The following is a 21,510-nucleotide window of genomic DNA, read 5'->3' as shown; positions in this document are numbered from 1 at the left end:
CGTCCATAACCCTGGGTAAAAGACGGAGGATAACTGCCCTGTGAATAAGCATATCTTTCATCCACAGGCCAGACACCGGCATCCCCCAGGAAACCGCCAGGAACTCGACAGGCTTATCCTTGGCTACATGATGCATATTCAGCGGCCTTAAGCTACTTATCCACAGAAAGCAGCTTCACCATACATAAACACAAGAACAAGCTCTTTAAGAAATTCTCTTCTCTTTTTCTTTTTCTACCTGGCAAAGTTTTCCACAAGCCGTCTTGGTCAGAGAGGGAGAATGTGGAAAACTTCCCATAACGCCGATTGGCTATTTTTTGTGCAGAAGACTTCATTCAAGAAGGCTAAGTCCCTATACTTGCCGCCTTTCCCTATTTCCCCCTTCCCAAACAGGCACGAGGTGCGTGGTGGATTTCCCTTCCCGTTTTGACGTGATCGTGATCGGCGGCGGTCATGCCGGTACCGAGGCCGCGCTGGCATCCGCCCGCATGGGCGTTAAGACCTTGCTGCTGACCCATAACGTCGAGACTCTGGGTCAGATGAGCTGCAACCCGGCCATCGGCGGTATCGGCAAGAGCCACCTCGTCAAGGAAATCGATGCACTGGGTGGCGCTATGGCCACCGCAACGGACCTGGGCGGTATCCAGTTCCGCGTGCTCAACAGTCGGAAGGGCCCTGCAGTACGCGCTACACGTGCCCAGGCTGACCGCGTTCTCTACAAGGCAGCCATTCGCGAGATTCTTGAAAACCAGCCGAACCTGTGGATATTCCAGCAGGCCTGCGACGATCTGATTGTGGAAAACGATCAGGTTAAGGGCGTCGTGACCCAGATGGGTCTTCGCTTCCATGCGGAATCCGTGGTCTTGACCACAGGGACCTTCCTCGGCGGACTTATCCACATCGGCCTGCAGAACTACTCGGGTGGCCGCGCCGGCGACCCGCCGTCCATCGCCCTGGCTCATCGCCTGCGTGAGCTGCCGCTGCGTGTCGGCCGCTTGAAGACCGGCACACCGCCGCGCATCGATGGTCGCTCCGTTGACTTCACGGTAATGACGGAGCAACCCGGCGATACGCCGATCCCTGTGATGTCCTTCCTGGGCAACAAGGAGCAGCATCCGCGGCAGGTCAGTTGCTGGATCACTCACACCAATGCCCGCACCCACGAGATCATCGCCAGCAACCTCGACCGTTCGCCGATGTACTCCGGCGTCATCGAAGGTGTCGGCCCGCGCTACTGCCCGTCGATCGAGGACAAGATCCACCGCTTCGCCGACAAGGACAGCCACCAGGTATTCCTCGAGCCGGAAGGCCTGACCACCCACGAGCTGTATCCCAACGGCATATCCACCTCGCTGCCCTTCGATGTGCAGTTGGACATCGTTCGTTCCATTCGCGGGATGGAGAACGCTCACATCGTGCGGCCGGGCTACGCCATCGAATACGACTACTTCGACCCCCGTGACCTCAAGTACAGCCTGGAGACCAAGGTCATCGACGGGCTGTTCTTCGCCGGGCAGATCAATGGCACCACCGGTTACGAAGAGGCCGCTGCCCAAGGCCTGCTGGCCGGCGCCAACGCTGCGCTGAGGGCCCAGAGCCGCGAAGCCTGGTGTCCGCGTCGTGACGAGGCCTACATCGGTGTACTGGTGGATGACCTGATCACCCTGGGCACCCAGGAGCCTTACCGCATGTTCACCTCGCGGGCCGAGTACCGGCTGATCCTCCGTGAGGACAACGCCGACCTGCGCCTCACCGAAAAGGGGCGTGAACTGGGTCTGGTCGATGACCGCCGCTGGGCGGCCTTCGAGGCCAAGCGTGAGGGCATCGCCCTGGAAGAGCAGCGTCTGAAGAGTACCTGGGTACGTCCTGGTACGGCCCAGGGCGATGCCATTGCTGAGCGCTTCGGCACGCCACTCACCCACGAGTACAACCTGCTCAACCTGCTGAGCCGCCCGGAGATCGACTACGCCGGCCTGGTGGAGGTGACAGGCAACGGCGCTGAAGACCCGCAAGTGGCCGAACAGGTCGAGATCAAGACCAAGTACGCCGGCTACATCGACCGCCAGCAGGACGAGATCGCTCGGCTGCGTGCCAGCGAGAACACCCGCCTGCCCGATGACCTGGACTACGCCGCCATCTCCGGCCTGTCCAAGGAGATCCAGCACAAGCTGGGCAACGCCCGTCCGGAGACCCTGGGGCAGGCCTCGCGCATCCCTGGCGTCACGCCGGCGGCCATCTCGCTGTTGCTTATCCACTTGAAGAAGCGTGGCGCTGGCCAGTCGCTGGAGAGAAGTGCCTGATGTCCCTCGTCACTTCCTCGCACGCCGAAGAACTCACCCGAGGCGCCAACGCATTGTGCGTCATGCTCGATGCTAGGCAGCAGGAGCTGCTGCTGGGCTACCTCGCCCTGCTGATCAAGTGGAACAAGGCCTACAACCTCACCGCGGTACGTAACGCGGACGAGATGGTGTCCCGCCACCTGCTGGACAGCCTCAGCGTGGTGCCCTTCGTCGCCGAGCGCGGCAATGACTGGCTCGACGTCGGCAGCGGCGGCGGCATGCCCGGCATACCCCTGGCGATCCTTTTCCCTGAGCGTCGCTTCACCCTGCTGGACTCCAACGGCAAGAAGACCCGCTTCCTCACTCAGGTGAAGCTGGAGCTCGGTCTGGACAATCTCAGTGTGGTGAACGCACGCGTCGAAGCCTTCCGTCCGGAGCAGCCCTTCACAGGCATCGTCTCCCGTGCCTTCAGTGCTCTGGAAGACTTCGCCAACTGGACCCGCCACCTTGGCGACCGCGACACCCACTGGCTGGCCATGAAGGGACTGCGCCCGGATGACGAACTGGCGCGGATGCCCGATGACTTCAAGGTCGAAGCGGAGCACACCCTCGCGGTTCCCGGTTGCCAAGGCCAACGCCATCTGCTGATACTGCGCCGCACGGAATGAAGGGGGGTAAGGCAGCCATGGCCAAGGTATTCGCGATCGCCAACCAGAAGGGCGGAGTGGGCAAGACCACCACCTGCATCAACCTGGCCGCGTCGCTGGTCGCGACCAAGCGTCGTGTTCTGCTGATCGACCTCGATCCCCAGGGCAACGCCACCATGGGTAGCGGAATCGACAAGCACGCCCTGGAGCATTCCATCTATGACGTCTTGATCGGCGAGTGCGACCTGGCCGACGCCATGCAGTTCTCCGAGCACGGTGGCTACCAGTTGCTGCCGGCCAACCGCGACCTGACTGCGGCGGAAGTGGCCCTGCTGGAAATGAAGATGAAGGAAAGCCGCCTGCGCTATGCCCTGGCACCGGTGCGGGAGAACTACGACTACATCCTCATCGACTGCCCGCCGTCCCTGTCGATGCTTACCATCAACGCCCTGGTGGCGGCCGATGGCGTGATCATCCCCATGCAGTGCGAGTACTACGCACTGGAAGGGCTGTCCGACCTGATCAATAGCATCCAGCGCATCGGCCAGTTGCTGAACCCCGAACTCAAGATCGAAGGCCTGCTGCGCACCATGTACGATCCGCGCATCAGTCTCACCAACGACGTCAGCGCCCAGCTCAAGGAGCATTTCGGCGACAAGCTCTACGACGTCGTCATTCCTCGCAACGTACGCCTCGCCGAGGCACCCAGCTTTGGTATGCCGGCTCTGGTGTACGACAAGCAATCCCGTGGCGCCATCGCCTACCTCGCACTGGCTGGCGAAGTGGTTCGCCGACAGCGCGCCGGCGCCAGAACAGCTACCGCATAAGGAAACCGCATGGCAGCGAAAAAACGAGGCCTGGGTCGTGGCCTGGACGCCCTGCTGGGCGGCAACAACGCCACCGTCCTGCAGGAGGAGGCCACCAAGGCCGATACTCGCGAGCTGCAGAACCTGCCCCTGGACCTGATCCAGCGAGGCAAGTACCAACCCCGCCGAGACATGGACCCCACCGCCCTCGAAGAGCTGGCCCAGTCGATCAAGGCCCAGGGCGTCATGCAACCGATCGTGGTACGCCCCATCGGTGGTGGTCGCTTCGAGATCATTGCCGGTGAGCGGCGCTGGCGTGCCAGCCAGCAGGCTGGCCTGGATCGAATCCCCGCTCTGGTGCGCGAGGTGCCGGACGAGGCCGCCATCGCCATGGCACTGATCGAGAACATCCAGCGTGAAGACCTCAGCCCGATCGAAGAGGCCGTGGCGCTTCAGCGCCTGCAGCAGGAGTTCCAGCTCACCCAGCAACAGGTGGCCGAAGCGGTGGGCAAGTCCCGCGTCACCATCACCAACCTGCTGCGCCTGATCGGCCTGCCGGAAGAGGTGAAGACCCTCCTGGCTCACGGCGACCTGGAAATGGGCCATGCCCGTGCACTTCTCGGCCTGCCCCTGGAACGTCAGGTGGAAGGCGCGCGACATGTTGTCGCACGCGGACTGACCGTGCGCCAAACCGAGGCACTGGTGAGGCAGTGGCTGAACACCCGTGAGAAGCCTGTCGAAGCGGTCAAGTCCGACCCGGACATCAGTCGGCTCGAACAGCGCCTGGCTGAGCGCCTGGGCGCACCGGTGCAGATCAAGCACGGCCAGAAGGGCAAGGGACAGTTGGTGATCCGCTACAACTCCCTCGACGAATTGCAGGGTGTCCTGGCCCACATCCGCTGAAACATCTGGGCATGTAGCGGAAAGTCGGATTTCACTACCGGGCAGTTGAACGGGGGGGGTTAGGCCCCTATACTCTGCGCGCAATTTTGTCGGCACAAAGTATGCCAAGTCATTGATTCAAGGCGCCGACTCAGAGGACATGCTGCGATGGATATCCGCACGCCGAATCGCTTGCCCTTCCATCGTCTACCGGTCTTCCCGGTGCTGCTCGTCCAAGGGGTCGTATTGCTGATCGCCGCCGTCGTTCTCTGGCAGTGGCGTGGCGCGGTCGCTGGCTACTCTGGCTTGTGCGGTGGGCTTATCGCCTGGTTGCCGAACCTGTACTTCGCCCACAAGGCGTTCCGCTACAGTGGAGCCCGGGCAGCCCAGGCGATCGTCCGGTCGTTCTATGCCGGCGAGATGGGCAAGTTGATTCTGACGGCAGTGCTCTTCGCGCTGACGTTCGCAGGCGTGAAACCACTGGAGGCGCCGGCCCTGTTCGGCGCTTTCCTGCTGACCCAGGCGGTTAGCTGGTTCGCTCCCCTGCTGATGAGAACAAGATATTCGAAACCTTAGGGCGTTTGAGGCAAACATGGCAGAGCAAACCGCTTCGGGCTATATCCAGCACCACCTGCAAAACCTGACCTTCGGTAAGCTGCCGTCCGGCGAATGGGGCTTTGCCCACACTGCCGAACAAGCCAAGGAAATGGGCTTCTGGGCGTTCCACGTGGACACTTTGGGCTGGTCCATCGGCCTCGGTCTGCTGTTCGTCTTCCTGTTCCGCATGGCGGCCAAGAAGGCCACCTCCGGCGTTCCCGGTGGCCTGCAGAACCTGGTGGAAGTGATGGTCGACTTCGTCGACACCAACGTCAAAGACACCTTCCACGGCCGTAACCCGCTGATCGCCCCGCTGGCACTGACCATCTTCGTCTGGATCTTCCTGATGAACGCCATCGACCTGGTCCCGGTGGACTGGATCCCGATGCTGGCCGCCAAGATCGCTGGTAACGAGCACCTGTTCTTCCGCGCCGTACCGACCACCGACCCGAACGCCACACTGGGCATGGCCTTCTCCGTGTTCGCCCTGATCATCTTCTACAGCATCAAGGTGAAAGGCATCGGTGGCTTCCTCGGCGAACTGACCCTGCATCCCTTCAGCAGCAAGAACATCGCCGTGCAGATCCTGCTGATCCCGGTGAACTTCCTGCTCGAATTCGTCACTCTGATCGCCAAGCCGATCTCCCTGGCCCTGCGACTGTTCGGCAACATGTACGCCGGCGAGCTGGTGTTCATCCTGATCGCCGTGATGTTCGGCGCCGGCATCCTGCTGCTCAGCGGCCTCGGTATCGCCCTGCAGTGGGCGTGGGCCGTGTTCCACATCCTGATCATCACCCTGCAGGCGTTCATCTTCATGATGTTGACCATCGTCTACCTGTCGATGGCGCACGAAGACAACCATTGATAGCGCGCGGTGCCTCCTGGCTGTCTCCCCTTCGGGGAGGAACAGCAGGGGGCGTTTCAGGCTAGCGATGGTCCCGCCGCAGTCCGCGCGGGAATGCCCGAAAGGGCGATGGGAACACCAAAACGATTTCGTTCTACCGCTTCACTTAAACCTAACCAACACGACATAAAGTCGGGAGGAAAAATGGAAACTGTAGTAGGTCTCACCGCGATCGCCGTAGCTCTGCTGATTGGTCTGGGTGCCCTGGGTACCGCTATCGGCTTCGGTCTGCTGGGTGGCAAGTTCCTGGAAGGCGCTGCTCGCCAGCCGGAAATGGTCCCGATGCTGCAGGTCAAAATGTTCATCGTCGCCGGCCTGCTGGACGCCGTGACCATGATTGGCGTTGGTATCGCTCTGTTCTTCACCTTCGCTAACCCGTTCATTGCTCAGGTAGCCCAGTAATCCCTTCCTTAGGGAATTGGACTGACAACGAACGAGCGAGGTGTTGGCGTGAATATTAATGCAACCCTGATCGGCCAGTCCGTCGCGTTCTTCATCTTCGTACTGTTCTGCATGAAGTTCGTGTGGCCTCCGGTCATCACGGCACTGCGCGACCGTCAGAAGAAGATCGCCGACGGCCTGGACGCTGCCAACCGCGCGGCTCGTGACCTGGAGCTGGCCCACGAGAAAGTGGCCCAGCAACTGCGCGAGGCCAAGACTCAGGCAGCTGAAATCATCGAGCAAGCCAAGAAGCGTGCTACCCAGATCGTCGACGAAGCTCGCGATCAGGCCCGCACCGAAGGCGAGCGCCTCAAGGCGCAGGCTCAGGCCGAGATCGAGCAGGAACTCAACGGTGTCAAAGACGCGCTGCGTGCCCAACTGGGTAGCCTGGCCGTAAGCGGTGCCGAGAAGATCCTGGGTGCCACTATCGATCAAAACGCGCACGCGGAGCTGGTTAACAAACTGGCCGCCGAAATCTAAGCGAGGGCGATCATGGCAGAACTGACCACGCTGGCCCGACCTTACGCCAAGGCGGCTTTCGAGTACGCCCAGGCCCATCAGCAGCTGGCCGCCTGGTCGGCCATGCTTGGCCTGGCCGCTGCGGTGTCTCAGGACACCACCATGCAGCAGGTGCTCAAAGCCCCGCGTCTGACGAGCGAAGAGAAAGCCAACACCTTCATCGAGGTGGTTGGCGACAAATTCGATGCTCAGGTAGGCAATTTCATCCGCGTCCTCTCTGAAAACGGCCGCATCGGCCTGTTGCCGGAGATCGTCGAACTGTTCGAGCTGTACAAGGCCGAGCAGGAGAAGTCGATCGACGTGGAAGTCACCAGTGCCTTCGCATTGAACACTGAACAGCAAGACAAACTCGCCAAGGTTCTCAGCGCTCGGCTTGGCCGGGAAGTGCGACTGCACGCTGCGGAAGACACCAGCCTCATCGGCGGTGTCGTGATCCGTGCCGGCGACCTGGTTATCGATGGCTCGGTTCGCGGCAAGATCGCGAAGCTGGCCGAAGCGTTGAAATCTTGAGTTTGAAGGGGCAGCAGAGCAATGCAGCAACTCAATCCTTCCGAAATTAGTGAAATCATCAAGGGGCGTATCGAGAAACTCGACGTCTCTTCCCAAGCCCGCAACGAAGGCACCATCGTCTCCGTCTCCGACGGTATCGTCCGCATCCACGGCCTGGCCGACGTGATGTACGGCGAGATGATCGAGTTCCCGGGTGGCGTCTACGGCATGGCACTGAACCTGGAGCAGGACTCCGTAGGTGCCGTGGTACTGGGCAGCTACCTGAGCCTGGCCGAAGGCATGAGCGCCAAGTGCACCGGCCGCATCCTGGAAGTCCCGGTTGGTCCGGAGCTGCTGGGTCGCGTGGTTGACGCACTGGGTAACCCGATCGATGGCAAAGGCCCGATCAATGCCAAGGCCACCGACGCTGTCGAGAAAGTGGCTCCGGGCGTGATCTGGCGTAAGTCGGTCGACCAGCCGGTACAGACCGGCTACAAGTCGGTTGACGCCATGATCCCGGTCGGCCGTGGCCAGCGCGAGCTGATCATCGGTGACCGTCAGATCGGCAAGACTGCCCTGGCTGTCGACGCCATCATCAACCAGAAGAACAGCGGCATCCGCTGCGTCTACGTAGCCATCGGTCAGAAGCAATCGACCATCGCCAACGTCGTACGCAAGCTGGAAGAGACCGGCGCCCTGGCCAACACCATCGTGGTGGCTGCCTCGGCTTCCGAATCCGCTGCGCTGCAGTTCCTGGCCCCCTACGCCGGCTGCACCATGGGCGAATACTTCCGCGACCGCGGTGAAGACGCCCTGATCGTCTACGATGACCTGTCCAAGCAGGCCGTCGCCTACCGCCAGATCTCCCTGCTGCTGCGCCGCCCGCCGGGCCGCGAAGCCTACCCGGGCGACGTCTTCTATCTCCACAGCCGCCTGCTGGAGCGCGCTTCCCGCGTTTCCGAGGAATACGTCGAGAAGTTCACCAACGGCGAAGTGAAAGGCAAGACCGGTTCCCTGACCGCCCTGCCGATCATCGAAACCCAGGCCGGTGACGTTTCCGCGTTCGTTCCGACCAACGTGATCTCCATCACCGACGGTCAGATCTTCCTGGAATCCGCCATGTTCAACTCGGGTATCCGTCCGGCCGTCAACGCCGGTATCTCGGTATCCCGCGTGGGTGGTGCCGCCCAGACCAAGATCATCAAGAAGCTCTCCGGTGGCATCCGTACCGCACTCGCCCAGTACCGTGAACTGGCGGCCTTCGCCCAGTTCGCCTCCGACCTGGACGAAGCGACCCGCAAGCAGCTGGAACACGGTCAGCGCGTTACCGAGCTGATGAAGCAGAAGCAGTACGCGCCCATGTCCATCGCTGACATGTCCGTGTCCCTGTACGCTGCCGAGCGTGGCTTCCTGACCGATGTGGACGTGAACAAAGTTGGCGCCTTCGAAGCAGCCCTGCTGGGTTACTTCAACCGTGAGCTGGCCGCACTGATGGCCAAGATCAACGAGAAAGGTGACTTCAACGACGAGATCGACGCAGGCATCAAGGCCGGCATCGAGAAGTTCAAGGCCACCCAAACCTGGTAAGCCGCAGCGGGGGCCCCAGGGCCCCCGCCTGCTAACCCGAAAGGTGTCAAATGGCAGGCGCAAAAGAGATTCGCAGCAAGATTGCGAGCATCAAAAGCACGCAGAAGATCACCAGCGCCATGGAAAAGGTGGCCGTCAGCAAGATGCGCAGGGCTCAGCAGCGCATGGCTGCCAGCCGTCCGTACGCGGAGCGCATCCGCCAGGTGATCGGTCATCTGGCCAACGCCAACCCCGAGTACCGCCACCCCTTCATGATCGAGCGCCCCGTCAAGCGCGTCGGCTATGTCGTGGTGAGTTCGGACCGTGGTCTGTGCGGTGGCTTGAACACCAACCTGTTCAAGGCCCTGGTCAAGGACATGGCGAGCAATCGCGAGCAAGGCGTGGAGATCGATCTCTGCGTGATTGGCAGCAAGGGTGCGGCGTTCTTCCGCAACTTTGGTGGCAATGTCGTTGCTGCGATCAGCCACCTCGGCGAAGAGCCGTCGATCAACGATCTGATCGGCAGCGTCAAGGTGATGCTCGATGCCTACCTCGAAGGTCGCATCGATCGTCTGTCCATGGTTTCGAACAAGTTCGTCAACACCATGGTGCAGAAGCCCACGGTGGAACAGCTCGTTCCGCTGGTGGCGACTCCGGATGAAGCGCTCAAGCATCACTGGGACTACCTGTACGAACCCGACGCCAAGCAGCTCCTTGACGGGCTGATGGTGCGTTACGTGGAGTCGCAGGTGTACCAGGCGGTGGTCGAGAACAACGCCGCCGAGCAGGCTGCGCGGATGATCGCGATGAAGAACGCCACCGACAACGCCGGTGAACTGATCAGCGATCTGCAGCTGATCTACAACAAGGCGCGTCAGGCAGCGATCACCCAGGAAATTTCGGAAATCGTCGGCGGCGCTGCCGCGGTTTAAGAACGGTTCAAATATTCAGAGGAACCAAAGATGAGTAGCGGACGTATCGTTCAAATCATCGGCGCCGTTATCGACGTGGAATTCCCGCGTGATCAGGTACCGGCCGTATACGAGGCGCTGAAAGTGGTCGGCGCCGAAACCACCCTCGAAGTCCAGCAGCAGCTGGGCGACGGCGTGGTTCGTTCCATCGCCATGGGCTCGACCGAAGGTCTGAAGCGTGGCCTGGACGTCACCAGCACTGGCGCAGCCATCTCCGTCCCGGTTGGCAAGGCCACCCTGGGCCGCATCATGGACGTCCTGGGCAACCCCATCGACGAAGCCGGCCCCATCGGCGAAGAAGAGCGTTGGGAAATCCACCGCGCTGCTCCGTCCTACGCCGACCAGGCCGGTGGCAACGAGCTGCTGGAAACCGGCATCAAGGTGATCGACCTGGTCTGCCCCTTCGCCAAAGGCGGCAAGGTAGGCCTGTTCGGTGGCGCCGGCGTGGGCAAGACCGTGAACATGATGGAACTCATCCGTAACATCGCCATCGAGCACAGCGGTTACTCCGTGTTCGCCGGCGTGGGCGAGCGTACCCGTGAGGGCAACGACTTCTACCACGAGATGAAGGACTCCAACGTACTGGACAAGGTCGCCCTGGTTTACGGCCAGATGAACGAGCCGCCGGGCAACCGTCTGCGCGTTGCACTGACCGGCCTGACCATGGCCGAGAAGTTCCGTGACGAAGGCCGCGACGTACTGCTGTTCGTCGACAACATCTACCGTTACACCCTGGCCGGTACCGAAGTGTCCGCGCTGCTGGGTCGTATGCCGTCCGCTGTGGGTTACCAGCCGACCCTGGCCGAGGAAATGGGCGTTCTGCAAGAGCGCATCACCTCCACCAAGACCGGTTCGATCACCTCCATCCAGGCCGTATACGTACCTGCGGACGACCTGACCGACCCGTCCCCGGCGACCACCTTCGCCCACCTGGACGCCACCGTCGTACTGTCCCGTGACATCGCCTCCCTGGGTATCTACCCGGCCGTTGACCCGCTGGACTCCACCAGCCGCCAGCTGGACCCGCTGGTGATCGGCCAGGAGCACTACGAGACCGCCCGTGGCGTGCAGTACGTACTGCAGCGCTACAAGGAGCTGAAAGACATCATCGCGATCCTCGGCATGGACGAGCTGTCCGAAGCGGACAAGCAACTGGTAGCCCGCGCTCGTAAGATCCAGCGCTTCCTGTCCCAGCCGTTCTTCGTGGCCGAAGTCTTCACCGGCTCCCCGGGCAAGTACGTTTCCCTGAAGGACACCATCGCGGGCTTCAAGGGCATCCTCAACGGTGACTACGACCACCTGCCCGAGCAGGCGTTCTACATGGTCGGCGGCATCGATGAAGCCATCGAGAAAGCCAAGAAACTGTAACCCCCTGAGCGCCCGGCAACGGGCGCTTACGTGAGGCAAGCGTATGGCTATTACTGTCCACTGCGATATCGTCAGCGCCGAATCGGAGATCTTCTCCGGTCTGGTCGAGATGGTGATCGCCCACGGCAACCTGGGCGACCTGGGTATCACGCCGGGCCACGCCCCGCTGATCACCGATCTCAAGCCGGGTCCGATCCGCCTGGTCAAGCAGGGCGGCGAGGAGGAGGTGTTCTACATCTCCGGTGGTTTCCTCGAAGTGCAGCCGAGCATGGTGAAGGTCCTGGCCGACACCGTGGTCCGCGCCGGTGACCTGGACGAAGCCGCTGCTCAGGAGGCCCTCAAGGCCGCTGAGAAGGCGCTTAACCAGAAGGGCGCGGAGTTCGACTACAGCTCCGCTGCTGCCCGTCTGGCAGAGGCCGCGGCCCAGCTGCGTACCGTCCAGCAGTTGCGCAAGAAGTTCGGCGGCTAAGCCACCGCTCTTCATCGCATGCAAGTAAAAGGGTAGCCTTGGCTACCCTTTTTCTTTTCCGGCATCGCCGGTTATCCACAGGCTCGGAAGCGTCCTTTCATGTCCCTCGATATCGTCATCCTCGCCGCAGGCCAGGGCACACGCATGCGTTCGGCGCTGCCCAAGGTTCTCCATCCCGTTGCCGGCAAGCCCATGCTCGGGCACGTCATCGACAGCGCCCGTGCGCTGCAGCCCCAGGGCATCCACGTGGTCATCGGCCATGGGGCCGACCTCGTGCGTGAGCGCCTCGCCGCAGACGACCTCGGCTTCGTCCTGCAGGCCCAGCAGTTGGGCACCGGCCACGCCGTGGCCCAGGCCCTGCCGCAGCTCAGCGCCGAGCGCGTGCTGATCCTCTATGGCGACGTGCCGCTGATCGAGGAAGCCACCCTGCGCCGCCTGCTGGACAAGGTCCAGGACGACCAGCTCGCCCTGCTCACAGTCGAGCTGGACGACCCCACCGGCTACGGCCGCATCGTGCGGGACGCCCAGGGCGTGGTGAAGGCCATCGTCGAACACAAGGACGCCAGCCCCGAGCAGCGCGCCATCCGCGAAGGCAACACCGGCATCCTCGCCGTCCCCGGCAAGTGCCTGGCCGACTGGCTGGGCCGGCTGTCCAACCACAACGCCCAGGGCGAGTACTACCTGACCGACGTCATCGCCATGGCTGTGGCCGACGGCCTGGTGGTGGCCACCGAGCAGCCCCAGGACGCCATGGAAGTGCAGGGCGCCAACGACCGCATCCAGCTCGCTGAACTGGAGCGTCACTACCAGCAGCGGGCGGCCCGCCGCCTCATGGCCCAGGGCGTGACCCTGCTGGACCCGGCGCGTTTCGACCTGCGTGGCGAAGCCAGCGTGGGCCGCGACGTGCTCATCGACGTCAACGTCATCCTCGAAGGCCGCGTGGTGATCGAAGACGACGTCCAGATCGGCCCCAACTGCGTCATCAAGGACAGCACCCTGCGCCGTGGCGCCATCGTCAAGGCCAACAGCCACCTTGATGGCGCCGAGCTGGGCGAGGGCGCCGACTGCGGCCCGTTCGCCCGCCTGCGTCCCGGTGCCGTGCTGGGTGCCAAGGCCCATGTGGGTAACTTCGTCGAACTGAAGAACGCCGTGATGGGCGAGGGCGCCAAGGCCGGCCACCTGAGCTACCTGGGCGATGCCGAGATCGGCGCACGCACCAACATCGGTGCCGGCACCATCACCTGCAACTACGACGGCGCCAACAAGTCCCGCACCGTCATGGGCGAAGACGTCTTCATCGGCTCCAACAGCGCCCTGGTCGCCCCCGTGACCCTCGGTGACGGCGCCACCACTGGTGCCGGCTCCACCATCACCCAGGACGTTCCCGCCCACAGCCTCGCCGTCGGCCGCGCCAAGCAGCGCAACATCGAAGGCTGGAAGCGTCCCGTGAAGAAGAAGTGAGTTGTGGATAACCCCGCCTGTGGATAAACCGCAGGCCTCTACAGAAGGCGACCTCGGTCGCCTTCTGTCGTTTCCGGGGTTGACGCAAAAGCTTCGTTGAGTTTTGATTCGCCCACTTTTTCTTTCGAATCGAAACTTAAGAGATGTCAAAGCGCAATACGCCCCAGCGTCGCCATGCCATCCTCGCCCTGCTCGCCGAGCAGGGCGAAGTCAGCGTCGACGCCCTGGCCAAGGCCTTCGCCACCTCGGAAGTGACCATCCGCAAGGACCTCGCCGCCCTGGAGGCCAACGGCCTGCTGCTGCGTCGCTACGGCGGCGCCGTGCCCGTGCCCCAGGAGTTCATCAGCGAAACCAGCCAGCCGGTGTCCCGCTACAAGCAGGCCATCGCCCGCGCCGCCGCCGAGCGCATCCGTGAGCACGCACGGATCATCGTCGACAGCGGCAGCACCACCGCCGCGCTGATCCCCGAACTCGGCCACCGCCCCGGCCTGGTGGTGATGACCAACTCGCTGAATGTCGCCACCGCCCTGCGCGAACTGGAGCACGAGCCGGTGCTGCTGATGACCGGCGGCACCTGGGACCCGCACTCCGAATCCTTCCAGGGCCAGGTCGCCGAGCAGGTGCTGCGCTCCTACGACTTCGACCAGTTGTTCATCGGCGCCGACGGCATCGACCTGGCCCGTGGCACCACCACCTTCAATGAGCTGCTCGGCCTGTCCCGGGTCATGGCCGAGGTCGCCCGCGAGGTGATCGTCATGGCCGAGGCCGACAAGGTCGGGCGGCGCATCCCCAACCTGGAGCTGCCCTGGAGCAGCATCCATACCCTGATCACCGACGAGCGCCTGCCCCAGGACGCTCGCCAACAGATAGAAGCGCGCGGCATCACGCTGGTCTGTGCGCCTGTGGATAACTGAGGAGACAACCCATGTGTGGCATCGTTGGCGCAGTGGCTGAACGGAACATCACCGCCATCCTCGTCGAAGGCCTCAAGCGCCTCGAATACCGTGGCTACGACAGCGCCGGCGTCGCCGTGCTGGACAACCAGGGCGGCCTGCAGCGCCGTCGTCGCGTCGGCAAGGTCAGCGAACTGGAACAGGCCCTGGCCGCCGAGCCCCTGGCCGGCCGCCTGGGCATCGCCCACACCCGCTGGGCCACCCACGGCGCGCCCACCGAGCACAACGCCCACCCGCACTTCTCCGGCGACCTTGCACTGGTGCACAACGGCATCATCGAGAACCACGAACCCCTGCGCGAGCACCTCAAGGGCCTGGGCTACGTCTTCACCTCCGACACCGACACCGAAGTCATCGTCCACCTGCTCGACCATCACCTGTCCAACCTCGGCGACCTCACCGAAGCGCTCAAGGTCGTGGTACGCGAACTCCACGGCGCCTACGGCCTGGCCGTGATCAGCCGCAGCCAGCCCGACCGCCTGGTGGCCGCCCGCAGCGGCAGCCCGCTGGTGATCGGCCTGGGCCTGGGGGAAAACTTCCTCGCCTCCGACCAGTTGGCCCTGCGCCAAGTCACCGACCGCTTCATGTACCTGGAAGAGGGCGACATCGCCGAGATCCATCGCGACCAGGTGCGCATCTGGGACAGCGCCGGCCAGCCCGTGCAGCGTGAGCAGGTGCAGTACCACGAAGGCGCCGAGGCCGCCGATAAGGGCGAGTACCGCCACTTCATGCTCAAGGAGATCCACGAGCAGCCCAAGGTCGTCCAGCGCACCCTCGAAGGCCGCCTGGGCGCCGACCACGTACTGGTCAACGCCTTCGGCCCCCGTGCCGCCGAGCTGTTCGCCAAGGTTCGCAACGTGCAGATCGTCGCCTGTGGCACCAGCTACCACGCCGGCATGGTCGCCCGTTACTGGCTGGAAGAGCTGGCCGGCGTCCCCTGCCAGGTGGAAGTGGCCAGCGAGTTTCGCTACCGCAAGGTGGTGGTCCAGCCCGACACCCTGTTCATCACCATCTCCCAGTCCGGCGAGACCGCCGACACCCTCGCCGCCCTGCGCAATGCCCGCGCCGGCGGCTACCTGGCGAGCCTGGCCATCTGCAACGTCGGCACCAGCTCCCTGGTGCGCGAGTCCGACCTCACCCTGCTGACCCTGGCCGGCCCCGAGATCGGCGTCGCCTCCACCAAGGCCTTCACCACCCAGTTGGTGGCCCTGCTGCTGCTCACCCTCAGCCTTGGCCAGGTGCGCGGCAACCTCGACAAGGCCCGCGAAGCCGAACTGGTGGAAGCCGTGCGCCGCCTGCCCACCCACCTGGGCGAGGCCCTGACCATGGACAAGACCGTGGAGAAGGTCGCCGAGCTGTTCGCCGAGAAGCACCACACCCTGTTCCTCGGCCGTGGCGCCCAGTACCCGGTGGCCATGGAAGGCGCGCTCAAGCTCAAGGAGATCTCCTACATCCACGCCGAAGCCTACCCGGCCGGCGAGCTCAAGCACGGTCCCCTGGCCCTGGTGGACGCCGACATGCCGGTGGTCACCGTGGCGCCAAACAACGAGCTGGTGGAAAAGCTCAAGTCCAATCTGCAGGAAGTCCGCGCCCGGGGCGGCGAGCTGATCGTCTTCGCCGACCGCCAGGCCGGCATCGACAACGGCCCCGGCACCCACGTGGTGGCCATGCCGCACACCGTCGACATCCTCGCGCCGATCCTCTACACCCTGCCGCTGCAGCTGCTGTCCTACTACGTCGCCGTGCTCAAGGGCACCGACGTCGACCAGCCGCGCAACCTGGCCAAGTCCGTCACTGTGGAGTGACGGGCCGCCCGCACGGCGCTCGCAGCGGGATTCCGGCTGCGGGGCCGTGGGCAATGCACAGCCTTCGGGACTGCATCACATCCCGTTCAATGGCAGTTGACCCGAGGGGGGCGCCACTTTCTAATCCGCTCTCCAATCTTGAACATGGACCGTTTATGTCTTCCGGCGACGCCGCCTCGGCACCTGCTGCCGCCCCCTCCGACCCCGTACCCGCCTCCGTCCGCCGGCAGAAGCGCGCCGGTTTGCTGACCCTCAGCCTCATGGGCGCCACCCCCCTCGTCCTGCTGGCCTGGGACCCGATGTACCGTGAGGTGCGGGTCTTCGACAGCCTGGCGGTCTGCGAGCAGGGCACCACCCTGACCGCCGAGCAATGCCTGCGGCTGCGCGACGAGGCGTTCCGGCGCACGGCCCTGATGGCCCCGGTCTACACCAGCTTCCTGGCCTGTGAGCGCGACTTCATTCGCATCAATGCCAACTGCACGGTTGGCGAGTGGTGCGCGGCTGACGCCGTGCAGAGCTGCACACAGGGCGACGACGGCCTGGCCCGCCCCCAGCCGGTGGCGTTCCTGGTCAGTGATGCCCTGGTCAGGCGCCTGCGCAGTGGCGAACCGGAGGATTGGAACGAGGTCGGCCTCGATGAGTTGCAGCCGGTCTTCGGCATGAGCGAAGACACCCTCTATGGCAGCGGCACCTACGTCAGTGGCCATTACGGTGGCTACTACGGCAGCGGTGGCCGCAACCTGCACCTGTTCACCGGCCAGGGCCAGTACCTGGGGGATCAGCGCACCCGCCAGGCCAGCGTGCATCGCAGCCAGTTGCAGGCGTCCGGTTATGCCCAGCAGTTCCAGAGCGGGCAATTGCCGACGCGCCTCCAGGGCGTTGCCAGCCGCGGCGGGTTCGGCGCGACGGCCCGCAGCAGCCTGGCCATGGCCAGCGGGTAGCCGATCATGTGGATACGGATTGGCCTAGTGCTTGGTTGCCTTTTCGGCAACTCGATCGCCCAGGCGGCGGGCCTGGACAGCAGCATTGGCAAGGCCGAGGCACGTCTCGAGGAACTGCGCCGGCTCATCGCCGACAAGCCCGACCGGCTGCGGGTGCGCCTGCCGAACAGTCGCGAATGGCAGAGCCTGGAGTCCCTCGGCCTTGCCCCTACCTGCCGGGCGCCTGTGCTGGTTCGCCTTGCGGCCCCGTTGCGGGCGTTTACGCAGTGCGGCGGCATAGAGGTGACCGAGGAAGGCGTGAGGTGGATGACGACCTCGATCTTCTGGACCCATGACCGTACCTGGGAGCACGGGCGGATGCTGCGCATGCAGGTCAGGAGTTTCGCCCGTCAGAGCAGACCCACCGATGACGTCGACCTGCGCGCCGAGTCGCCACTGGTCAAGGCCCTGGTGGACGCCAGGCCGCTCGAACTGGAAAAGCTCGCCGAGCTCTGGGCGACCCTGCGGCAGCAACCGTTGCCGGCCCGACCGGATGGCCAGTGGGGGGCCAGCGAGTCCTGGCCCACCGGCCTGCTGGCGTTGCATACCGATGGGCGGATCAAGCTGGCCGGCTCGAACCTGGCGGGCTTGCATGCCTGGCAGGCCTGGTGGGCGAGCCAGCCCCGTACCGAGAACGTCACTGCGCTGGTGGGGGTCGACCTGCAGCTGGGAGGCAAGTCCCCGGCCTTGCAGTTGGGCGAGTTCACGCTGGGCCAGACGCCCTTTGCGGTGGTGGTGTTGCCGGCTGACCAGCAGCCCCGCGATGAGCCTGCGCTGTGGCGTGATGACAGTTGGCAATTGCTGATGGTGCGCACCGATGGCAAATGAATACCTGAAAGCAACCCTGGTGACCGAAAATGGCGGCCCGCTCGACGTGTCGGAGCCTCGCATCGTGCGCGTCGACCCGGCCAGCGGCAGTGCCGTGCTGATCGGCGCCACCCATGGGTTGACCCTGATGCTGTGCTGTATGACGCCGCTGCTGATCGGACTGATGTTCGCCGCGCAGTTGGCCTGTGACCTGCCGCCCTGGCCCGTGGGCAACTACGAGTTGACGTTGCTGGTCTGGACCGTCCTCTGGTTGGCTTTCCTGGGCTACAGCCTGTGTGGCGGCAGCTACGTCGAGACCTACCTGTTCAACCCGCAGCAGCGGCGGCTGTGGCACCTGAACAGTGGTGAGGTGCTCGACCTGAAGGCACTGGCCGAGCTGGCACGTGCCCGCCAGAAGCCCGCGGATGCGGCCGTGACCGAACCGTCACCGCAGGAGCGCCTGTTGCCCATGGCCGCCGAGCGGCTGTTGGGGATCAACTGGCAGCGGCTGCAAAAGCTTCAGCCCTACAGACCCAGTCCATTGCGCGCCTACCTGCGCAGCTTCTGGGCCGTGGACGCCTGGTGGATCGTGGGCACCTGCCTGCTGGTCATCCTGCTGGTCGTTGGCTCGCTCGCCGGCCTGCTCCTCGCTGTAATGGCGCTGGCTGTCGCCTGGCTGGCCAGTGCCCTGGCCGGCTTCTGCCTGCAGCACCAGGCACCGAGGCGGGCCGAGGCCATGCTGCGCGGGCGTTCAATCGAGGATGTAGTGCGGAACGAAGCGTGAGCTGTCCTGGGTGATGGCGCTGCGGTCCTCGCGAATGCCCATGCCCACAGGGCGACCGCCGACCAGCCAGCTGCCGATGATGGGGTGCTCACCGCCCATGCAGGGCGGCGGGCACCAGCTCTGCAGAATCGCCGGCCCCTGCTCGTAGGGGCCGGGCGTCGCCAGCTCCACACCGCCCTCGCTTTCCACCTGGATGTTTGCCCCCTCGCGGGAGAAGAACGGCTTGCGCACCCAGCGCGGGCCCAGCAGGGCCGCATCCGGCTCATCGGCGAAGCAGGCCGGGATCAGGTTGGGGTGGCCACGATGACGCTGCCAGAGCAGCGGCAAGATCGCCTTGTTCGACAGCAGGGTCTTCCAGACGGGCTCGATGAAGCGCGTCCGGCTGTGGGCCAGGTGGTGGGCGAAGTCCTCCTCCAGCAGCCACTCCCAGGGGTAGAGCTTGAACAGTTGGATGATCGGCTGGTCGTGCAGGTCGACGAAGCCCTTGCCGGGCACGTGGCCGATGTCGTCGATGTACAGCAGATGGGGCTGCAGGCCGGCCTGGTTGGCACAGTCGGCCAGGTAGGTGACGGTGCCCTCGTCCTCGATGTGGTCACGGCAGCAGGCCAGGTGGAAGGGCTCGCCCGCCAGGCCGATGCGCTGCAGGCGCTCGACCAGCGCATCCTGGATGAGGTTGTACTGGTCGGCCCGCTCCGGCAGCACGCCCCGTTCGCGGCACTGCTCCAGCCACACCCACTGGAAGAAGGCCGCCTCGTAGAGGCCGGTCGGGGTGTCGGCGTTGTACTCGTAGAAACGCGCCGGGCCCTGGCCGTCGTAGGTCAGGTCCATGCGCCCGTAAAGCGCCGGCTCGCGTGTACGCCAGCTGTCGCGGATCAGCGTCCAGTGCGCCTCGGGCACCGCCATGCGCCGCAGCAGGGCTTCGCTCTCCACCGCGTCTTCCACCAGGGCCAGGCACATGGCCTCCAGCTCGGCACTGGGCGCCTCGATGTCGTCCTCGATCTGCTGCAGGCTGAAGCGGTAGCAGACGCTTTCATCCCAGTAGGGTTCGCCGCCGATGGAGTGGAAATGGAAGCCGAGTGCCGAGGCTTGTTCGCACCAGTCGTGGCGCGGCGTGATGGTATGCCGATGCATGGAACGTCCGTGTACTGCCGTGGTAAAGGGAGCGCCATTCTAGCGGCCCGCCAGGGCCTTGGTTGTTGATCGAGGCAGCAACCCGGTGAGGGCGTCGTTCTTAGCCAGCCGCCGGAAAGCGCAGGCGGGAACTCCGTCGGCCCGGCCGGCTCGCTCTCACCGTCAACATCGATCGCGACAAGGCGGCGCGCTGCGGCCTCAACGTCGGCGACGTGCAGGACACCCTGGCCATGGCCGTCGGTGGGCGCCAGGCCGGCACCCTGTTCGAGGGCGACCTCCGCTTCGACCTGATGGTGAGCCTCGACGAGGGGCTGCGCACCGACCCGCAGGGCCTGCCGCGCCTGCTGCTGCCGCTGCCCGGTGGCACGGCGGACGGCATCGCCTTCATCCCCCCGGCGGACGTGGCCACCCTCGACCTGGAGCTGGGGCCGAACCAGGTCAGCCGCGAGAACGGCAAGCGCCTGGTGGTGGTGAGCGCCAACGTGCGCGGCCGCGACATCGGCTCCTTCGTGGCCGAGGCGCGCATCCAGGCTGAGGTGCGGCTGCTGCTGGCCACCGTGGTGATCGGCGGCATCCTCTCGTCCACGGCGCTGACGCTGCTGGTGCTGCCGGTGCTCTACCAGCATGAGGACGATGAGAACGAAGCCGACGAGCGCGGCTGACCCGGGCGGTGCCACCCGTGTTTGCGGGTGGCGCCGGTGGCGTCAGTCTGCGCTGACCAGTTGGGTTTCCCAGCCGTCGTAGCGGCCGCCGTGGTCCTCGGCCAGGTGGAACAGCGGCAGGGTGACGCTGTCGATCTCGGCGAAGGAGGGCAGGTCCTTGCGCCACAGGTGCACGCTGTACTGCCCGTCCTCGTTGGCCGCGATCGGCACCCGCAGCGAGAAGCCCAGGGCCTGGGCGCGGTTGGCGAAGGCCTGGGCGTCGGCGGCCTCGGCGAATTCGGCCCAGTGGTCGATATCACGCGGGGTGTCGAGGCGGTCGCCGTTCTGTTCCAGGGTCTGGCAGACCCGGCGGTTCTGGATGCACTGGTGGTCGATGGCGCTGGGGTACAGGTACTCCAGGTAGGTCGACCAGTCCGGGTCGGGGTTGCTGCCGGCCTCGAAGCGGTAGTCCGGGAAGCCCCGGAACGCCTCGGCCACTCGGGCTTCCCAGCCCTGCGGATGGGCGGTGTAGAAGAAGAAATCGCGGCAGCCGTTGGTGGTGCAGCGCCCGACGTAGGCGTGGTCGGCACCTTCCAGCTTCGGCAGCACGGCGTCCTCCAGCGCGATCAGCGCGTCGTACTCCTCGTTGCTGGACAGGCCGTCGCCCCGTGGCGCGTTCATCTCCACGCGCACATAGGCCATGGCCGGCAGGCGCTCGATCGGCGCCTGTTCCACGGCACCCAGGTCGACATACAGCGATGCCGGGCGGTCATCCACCCGGGCGAAATAGAAATCCCAGTTCTCGGTCATCAGTCTCCCTCCCTGTTGGGGTGGCGAGACTGTAGCGGGTTTGCCGGGGCAAGAAGCGGACCTGGCGCACGGCGGGCCGTGGCGCGGCAATCGGTCGCTGGAGAGAGGGGGGAGGGGACTTGCGACCCCGAGGATGCCGCGCGCGTATCTGCGCAGGTTGCGAGCAAAGCGTTGCAGCGGTGCGAGCCCGCTGTCCCGTG

General features: G+C 64.5%; 21 protein-coding genes and 1 pseudogene. 20 read left to right on the top strand and 2 right to left on the bottom strand.

From position 1 onward, the window contains the following. Positions 1–407 precede the first annotated feature (407 nt). From mnmG to A7D27_RS23580, 19 genes are all read left to right on the top strand, one after another. The gene (gene mnmG / locus A7D27_RS23670; RefSeq protein ID WP_069561826.1) at positions 408–2,300 is read left to right on the top strand and encodes a tRNA uridine-5-carboxymethylaminomethyl(34) synthesis enzyme MnmG; all 1,893 of its coding nucleotides are present in this window, start codon (positions 408–410) and stop codon (positions 2,298–2,300) included. Continuing rightward, positions 2,300–2,947 (top strand): 16S rRNA (guanine(527)-N(7))-methyltransferase RsmG, encoded by a 648-nt coding sequence (gene rsmG, locus A7D27_RS23665; protein ID WP_069566278.1) that lies wholly within the window; start codon positions 2,300–2,302, stop codon positions 2,945–2,947. Before mnmG ends, rsmG begins: the two co-directional genes overlap by 1 nt. A 17-nt stretch (positions 2,948–2,964) precedes the next feature. Then, on the top strand, positions 2,965–3,753 hold the full coding sequence (locus tag A7D27_RS23660; protein WP_069561824.1) for a ParA family protein: 789 nt from the start codon (positions 2,965–2,967) through the stop codon (positions 3,751–3,753). Between the two features lie 9 nt (positions 3,754–3,762). Beyond that, complete coding sequence (locus A7D27_RS23655) at positions 3,763–4,635, top strand: ParB/RepB/Spo0J family partition protein (RefSeq protein ID WP_069561823.1); 873 nt, start codon at positions 3,763–3,765, stop codon at positions 4,633–4,635. A 147-nt stretch (positions 4,636–4,782) separates the two neighbouring features. Further along, positions 4,783–5,190, top strand: a complete 408-nt coding sequence (locus A7D27_RS23650) for a F0F1 ATP synthase subunit I (protein ID WP_069561822.1) — start codon at positions 4,783–4,785, stop codon at positions 5,188–5,190. Positions 5,191–5,206: 16 nt separating this feature from the next. Next, positions 5,207–6,076, top strand: a complete 870-nt coding sequence (atpB, locus tag A7D27_RS23645; protein ID WP_069561821.1) for a F0F1 ATP synthase subunit A — start codon at positions 5,207–5,209, stop codon at positions 6,074–6,076. Positions 6,077–6,259: 183 nt separating this feature from the next. Then, the gene (atpE, locus tag A7D27_RS23640; RefSeq protein ID WP_003457994.1) at positions 6,260–6,517 is read left to right on the top strand and encodes a F0F1 ATP synthase subunit C; all 258 of its coding nucleotides are present in this window, start codon (positions 6,260–6,262) and stop codon (positions 6,515–6,517) included. A gap of 48 nt (positions 6,518–6,565) precedes the next feature. Beyond that, a complete protein-coding gene (locus tag A7D27_RS23635) occupies positions 6,566–7,036 on the top strand; it encodes a F0F1 ATP synthase subunit B (RefSeq protein ID WP_044410014.1) in 471 nt (156 codons plus the stop codon). Positions 7,037–7,048: 12 nt separating this feature from the next. After that, entirely contained in the window at positions 7,049–7,585 is a 537-nt protein-coding gene (locus A7D27_RS23630) for a F0F1 ATP synthase subunit delta (RefSeq protein ID WP_044410011.1), read from the top strand. Positions 7,586–7,606: 21 nt separating this feature from the next. Next, positions 7,607–9,151 (top strand): F0F1 ATP synthase subunit alpha, encoded by a 1,545-nt coding sequence (atpA, locus tag A7D27_RS23625; RefSeq protein WP_069561820.1) that lies wholly within the window; start codon positions 7,607–7,609, stop codon positions 9,149–9,151. 50 nt (positions 9,152–9,201) lie between these two features. Then, positions 9,202–10,062, top strand: coding sequence for a F0F1 ATP synthase subunit gamma (gene atpG / locus A7D27_RS23620; protein WP_069566277.1), 861 nt, complete (start codon positions 9,202–9,204; stop codon positions 10,060–10,062). A 30-nt stretch (positions 10,063–10,092) separates the two neighbouring features. Further along, on the top strand, positions 10,093–11,469 hold the full coding sequence (atpD, locus tag A7D27_RS23615) for a F0F1 ATP synthase subunit beta (RefSeq protein WP_069561819.1): 1,377 nt from the start codon (positions 10,093–10,095) through the stop codon (positions 11,467–11,469). Between the two features lie 43 nt (positions 11,470–11,512). Further along, positions 11,513–11,938 (top strand): F0F1 ATP synthase subunit epsilon, encoded by a 426-nt coding sequence (locus A7D27_RS23610; protein WP_069561818.1) that lies wholly within the window; start codon positions 11,513–11,515, stop codon positions 11,936–11,938. Positions 11,939–12,037: 99 nt separating this feature from the next. Then, positions 12,038–13,399, top strand: a complete 1,362-nt coding sequence (gene glmU / locus A7D27_RS23605; RefSeq protein ID WP_069566276.1) for a bifunctional UDP-N-acetylglucosamine diphosphorylase/glucosamine-1-phosphate N-acetyltransferase GlmU — start codon at positions 12,038–12,040, stop codon at positions 13,397–13,399. Between the two features lie 143 nt (positions 13,400–13,542). Next, entirely contained in the window at positions 13,543–14,313 is a 771-nt protein-coding gene (locus tag A7D27_RS23600; protein WP_044409993.1) for a DeoR/GlpR family DNA-binding transcription regulator, read from the top strand. An 11-nt stretch (positions 14,314–14,324) separates the two neighbouring features. After that, positions 14,325–16,157: a glutamine--fructose-6-phosphate transaminase (isomerizing) gene (glmS, locus tag A7D27_RS23595; RefSeq protein WP_069566275.1), complete on the top strand. Its 1,833-nt coding sequence runs from the start codon at positions 14,325–14,327 to the stop codon at positions 16,155–16,157. Positions 16,158–16,312: 155 nt separating this feature from the next. Next, the gene (locus A7D27_RS23590; protein ID WP_069561815.1) at positions 16,313–17,098 is read left to right on the top strand and encodes a DUF1190 domain-containing protein; all 786 of its coding nucleotides are present in this window, start codon (positions 16,313–16,315) and stop codon (positions 17,096–17,098) included. Between the two features lie 27 nt (positions 17,099–17,125). Continuing rightward, positions 17,126–17,965 carry a hypothetical protein gene (locus tag A7D27_RS23585; protein WP_069561814.1) on the top strand — a complete coding sequence of 280 codons (840 nt, stop codon included), beginning with the start codon at positions 17,126–17,128 and terminating at the stop codon, positions 17,963–17,965. Next, positions 17,955–18,728: a hypothetical protein gene (locus A7D27_RS23580; protein ID WP_069561813.1), complete on the top strand. Its 774-nt coding sequence runs from the start codon at positions 17,955–17,957 to the stop codon at positions 18,726–18,728. The genes A7D27_RS23585 and A7D27_RS23580 overlap by 11 nt, the downstream gene beginning before the upstream one ends. Here the strand turns inward: A7D27_RS23580 and A7D27_RS23575 are convergent. Further along, positions 18,696–19,859 carry a glutathionylspermidine synthase family protein gene (locus A7D27_RS23575; RefSeq protein WP_069566274.1) on the bottom strand — a complete coding sequence of 388 codons (1,164 nt, stop codon included), beginning with the start codon at positions 19,857–19,859 and terminating at the stop codon, positions 18,696–18,698. The genes A7D27_RS23580 and A7D27_RS23575 overlap by 33 nt on opposite strands. A 143-nt stretch (positions 19,860–20,002) precedes the next feature. Here A7D27_RS23575 and A7D27_RS23570 point away from each other — a divergent pair. Beyond that, a pseudogene (locus tag A7D27_RS23570) lies at positions 20,003–20,380 on the top strand (efflux RND transporter permease subunit); the annotation flags it as partial. Between the two features lie 183 nt (positions 20,381–20,563). Here A7D27_RS23570 and A7D27_RS23565 read toward each other — a convergent pair. Beyond that, a complete protein-coding gene (locus A7D27_RS23565; protein WP_069561810.1) occupies positions 20,564–21,310 on the bottom strand; it encodes a DUF695 domain-containing protein in 747 nt (248 codons plus the stop codon). Between the last annotated feature and the right edge of the window lie 200 nt (positions 21,311–21,510).

Origin of the sequence: Pseudomonas sp. 1D4, assembly GCF_001728925.1 — a bacterium.
Classification (GTDB): Bacteria; Pseudomonadota; Gammaproteobacteria; order Pseudomonadales; family Pseudomonadaceae; genus Metapseudomonas; species Metapseudomonas otitidis.
The sequence above is the reverse complement of the archived record's forward strand: the minus strand, read 5'-3'. Positions and strand labels throughout refer to the sequence as shown.

Coding starts and splice junctions, on each gene's coding strand:
- atpE (WP_003457994.1), top strand. CDS start 6,260: ATGGAAACTGTAGTAGGTCTCACCGCGATCGCCGTAGCTCTGCTGATT.
- atpG (WP_069566277.1), top strand. CDS start 9,202: ATGGCAGGCGCAAAAGAGATTCGCAGCAAGATTGCGAGCATCAAAAGC.
- glmS (WP_069566275.1), top strand. CDS start 14,325: ATGTGTGGCATCGTTGGCGCAGTGGCTGAACGGAACATCACCGCCATC.
- A7D27_RS23600 (WP_044409993.1), top strand. CDS start 13,543: ATGTCAAAGCGCAATACGCCCCAGCGTCGCCATGCCATCCTCGCCCTG.
- atpA (WP_069561820.1), top strand. CDS start 7,607: ATGCAGCAACTCAATCCTTCCGAAATTAGTGAAATCATCAAGGGGCGT.
- A7D27_RS23610 (WP_069561818.1), top strand. CDS start 11,513: ATGGCTATTACTGTCCACTGCGATATCGTCAGCGCCGAATCGGAGATC.
- atpD (WP_069561819.1), top strand. CDS start 10,093: ATGAGTAGCGGACGTATCGTTCAAATCATCGGCGCCGTTATCGACGTG.
- A7D27_RS23590 (WP_069561815.1), top strand. CDS start 16,313: ATGTCTTCCGGCGACGCCGCCTCGGCACCTGCTGCCGCCCCCTCCGAC.
- glmU (WP_069566276.1), top strand. CDS start 12,038: ATGTCCCTCGATATCGTCATCCTCGCCGCAGGCCAGGGCACACGCATG.
- A7D27_RS23565 (WP_069561810.1), bottom strand. CDS start 21,310: ATGACCGAGAACTGGGATTTCTATTTCGCCCGGGTGGATGACCGCCCG.
- A7D27_RS23575 (WP_069566274.1), bottom strand. CDS start 19,859: ATGCATCGGCATACCATCACGCCGCGCCACGACTGGTGCGAACAAGCC.
- A7D27_RS23650 (WP_069561822.1), top strand. CDS start 4,783: ATGGATATCCGCACGCCGAATCGCTTGCCCTTCCATCGTCTACCGGTC.
- A7D27_RS23580 (WP_069561813.1), top strand. CDS start 17,955: ATGGCAAATGAATACCTGAAAGCAACCCTGGTGACCGAAAATGGCGGC.
- A7D27_RS23660 (WP_069561824.1), top strand. CDS start 2,965: ATGGCCAAGGTATTCGCGATCGCCAACCAGAAGGGCGGAGTGGGCAAG.
- atpB (WP_069561821.1), top strand. CDS start 5,207: ATGGCAGAGCAAACCGCTTCGGGCTATATCCAGCACCACCTGCAAAAC.
- rsmG (WP_069566278.1), top strand. CDS start 2,300: ATGTCCCTCGTCACTTCCTCGCACGCCGAAGAACTCACCCGAGGCGCC.
- A7D27_RS23655 (WP_069561823.1), top strand. CDS start 3,763: ATGGCAGCGAAAAAACGAGGCCTGGGTCGTGGCCTGGACGCCCTGCTG.
- A7D27_RS23630 (WP_044410011.1), top strand. CDS start 7,049: ATGGCAGAACTGACCACGCTGGCCCGACCTTACGCCAAGGCGGCTTTC.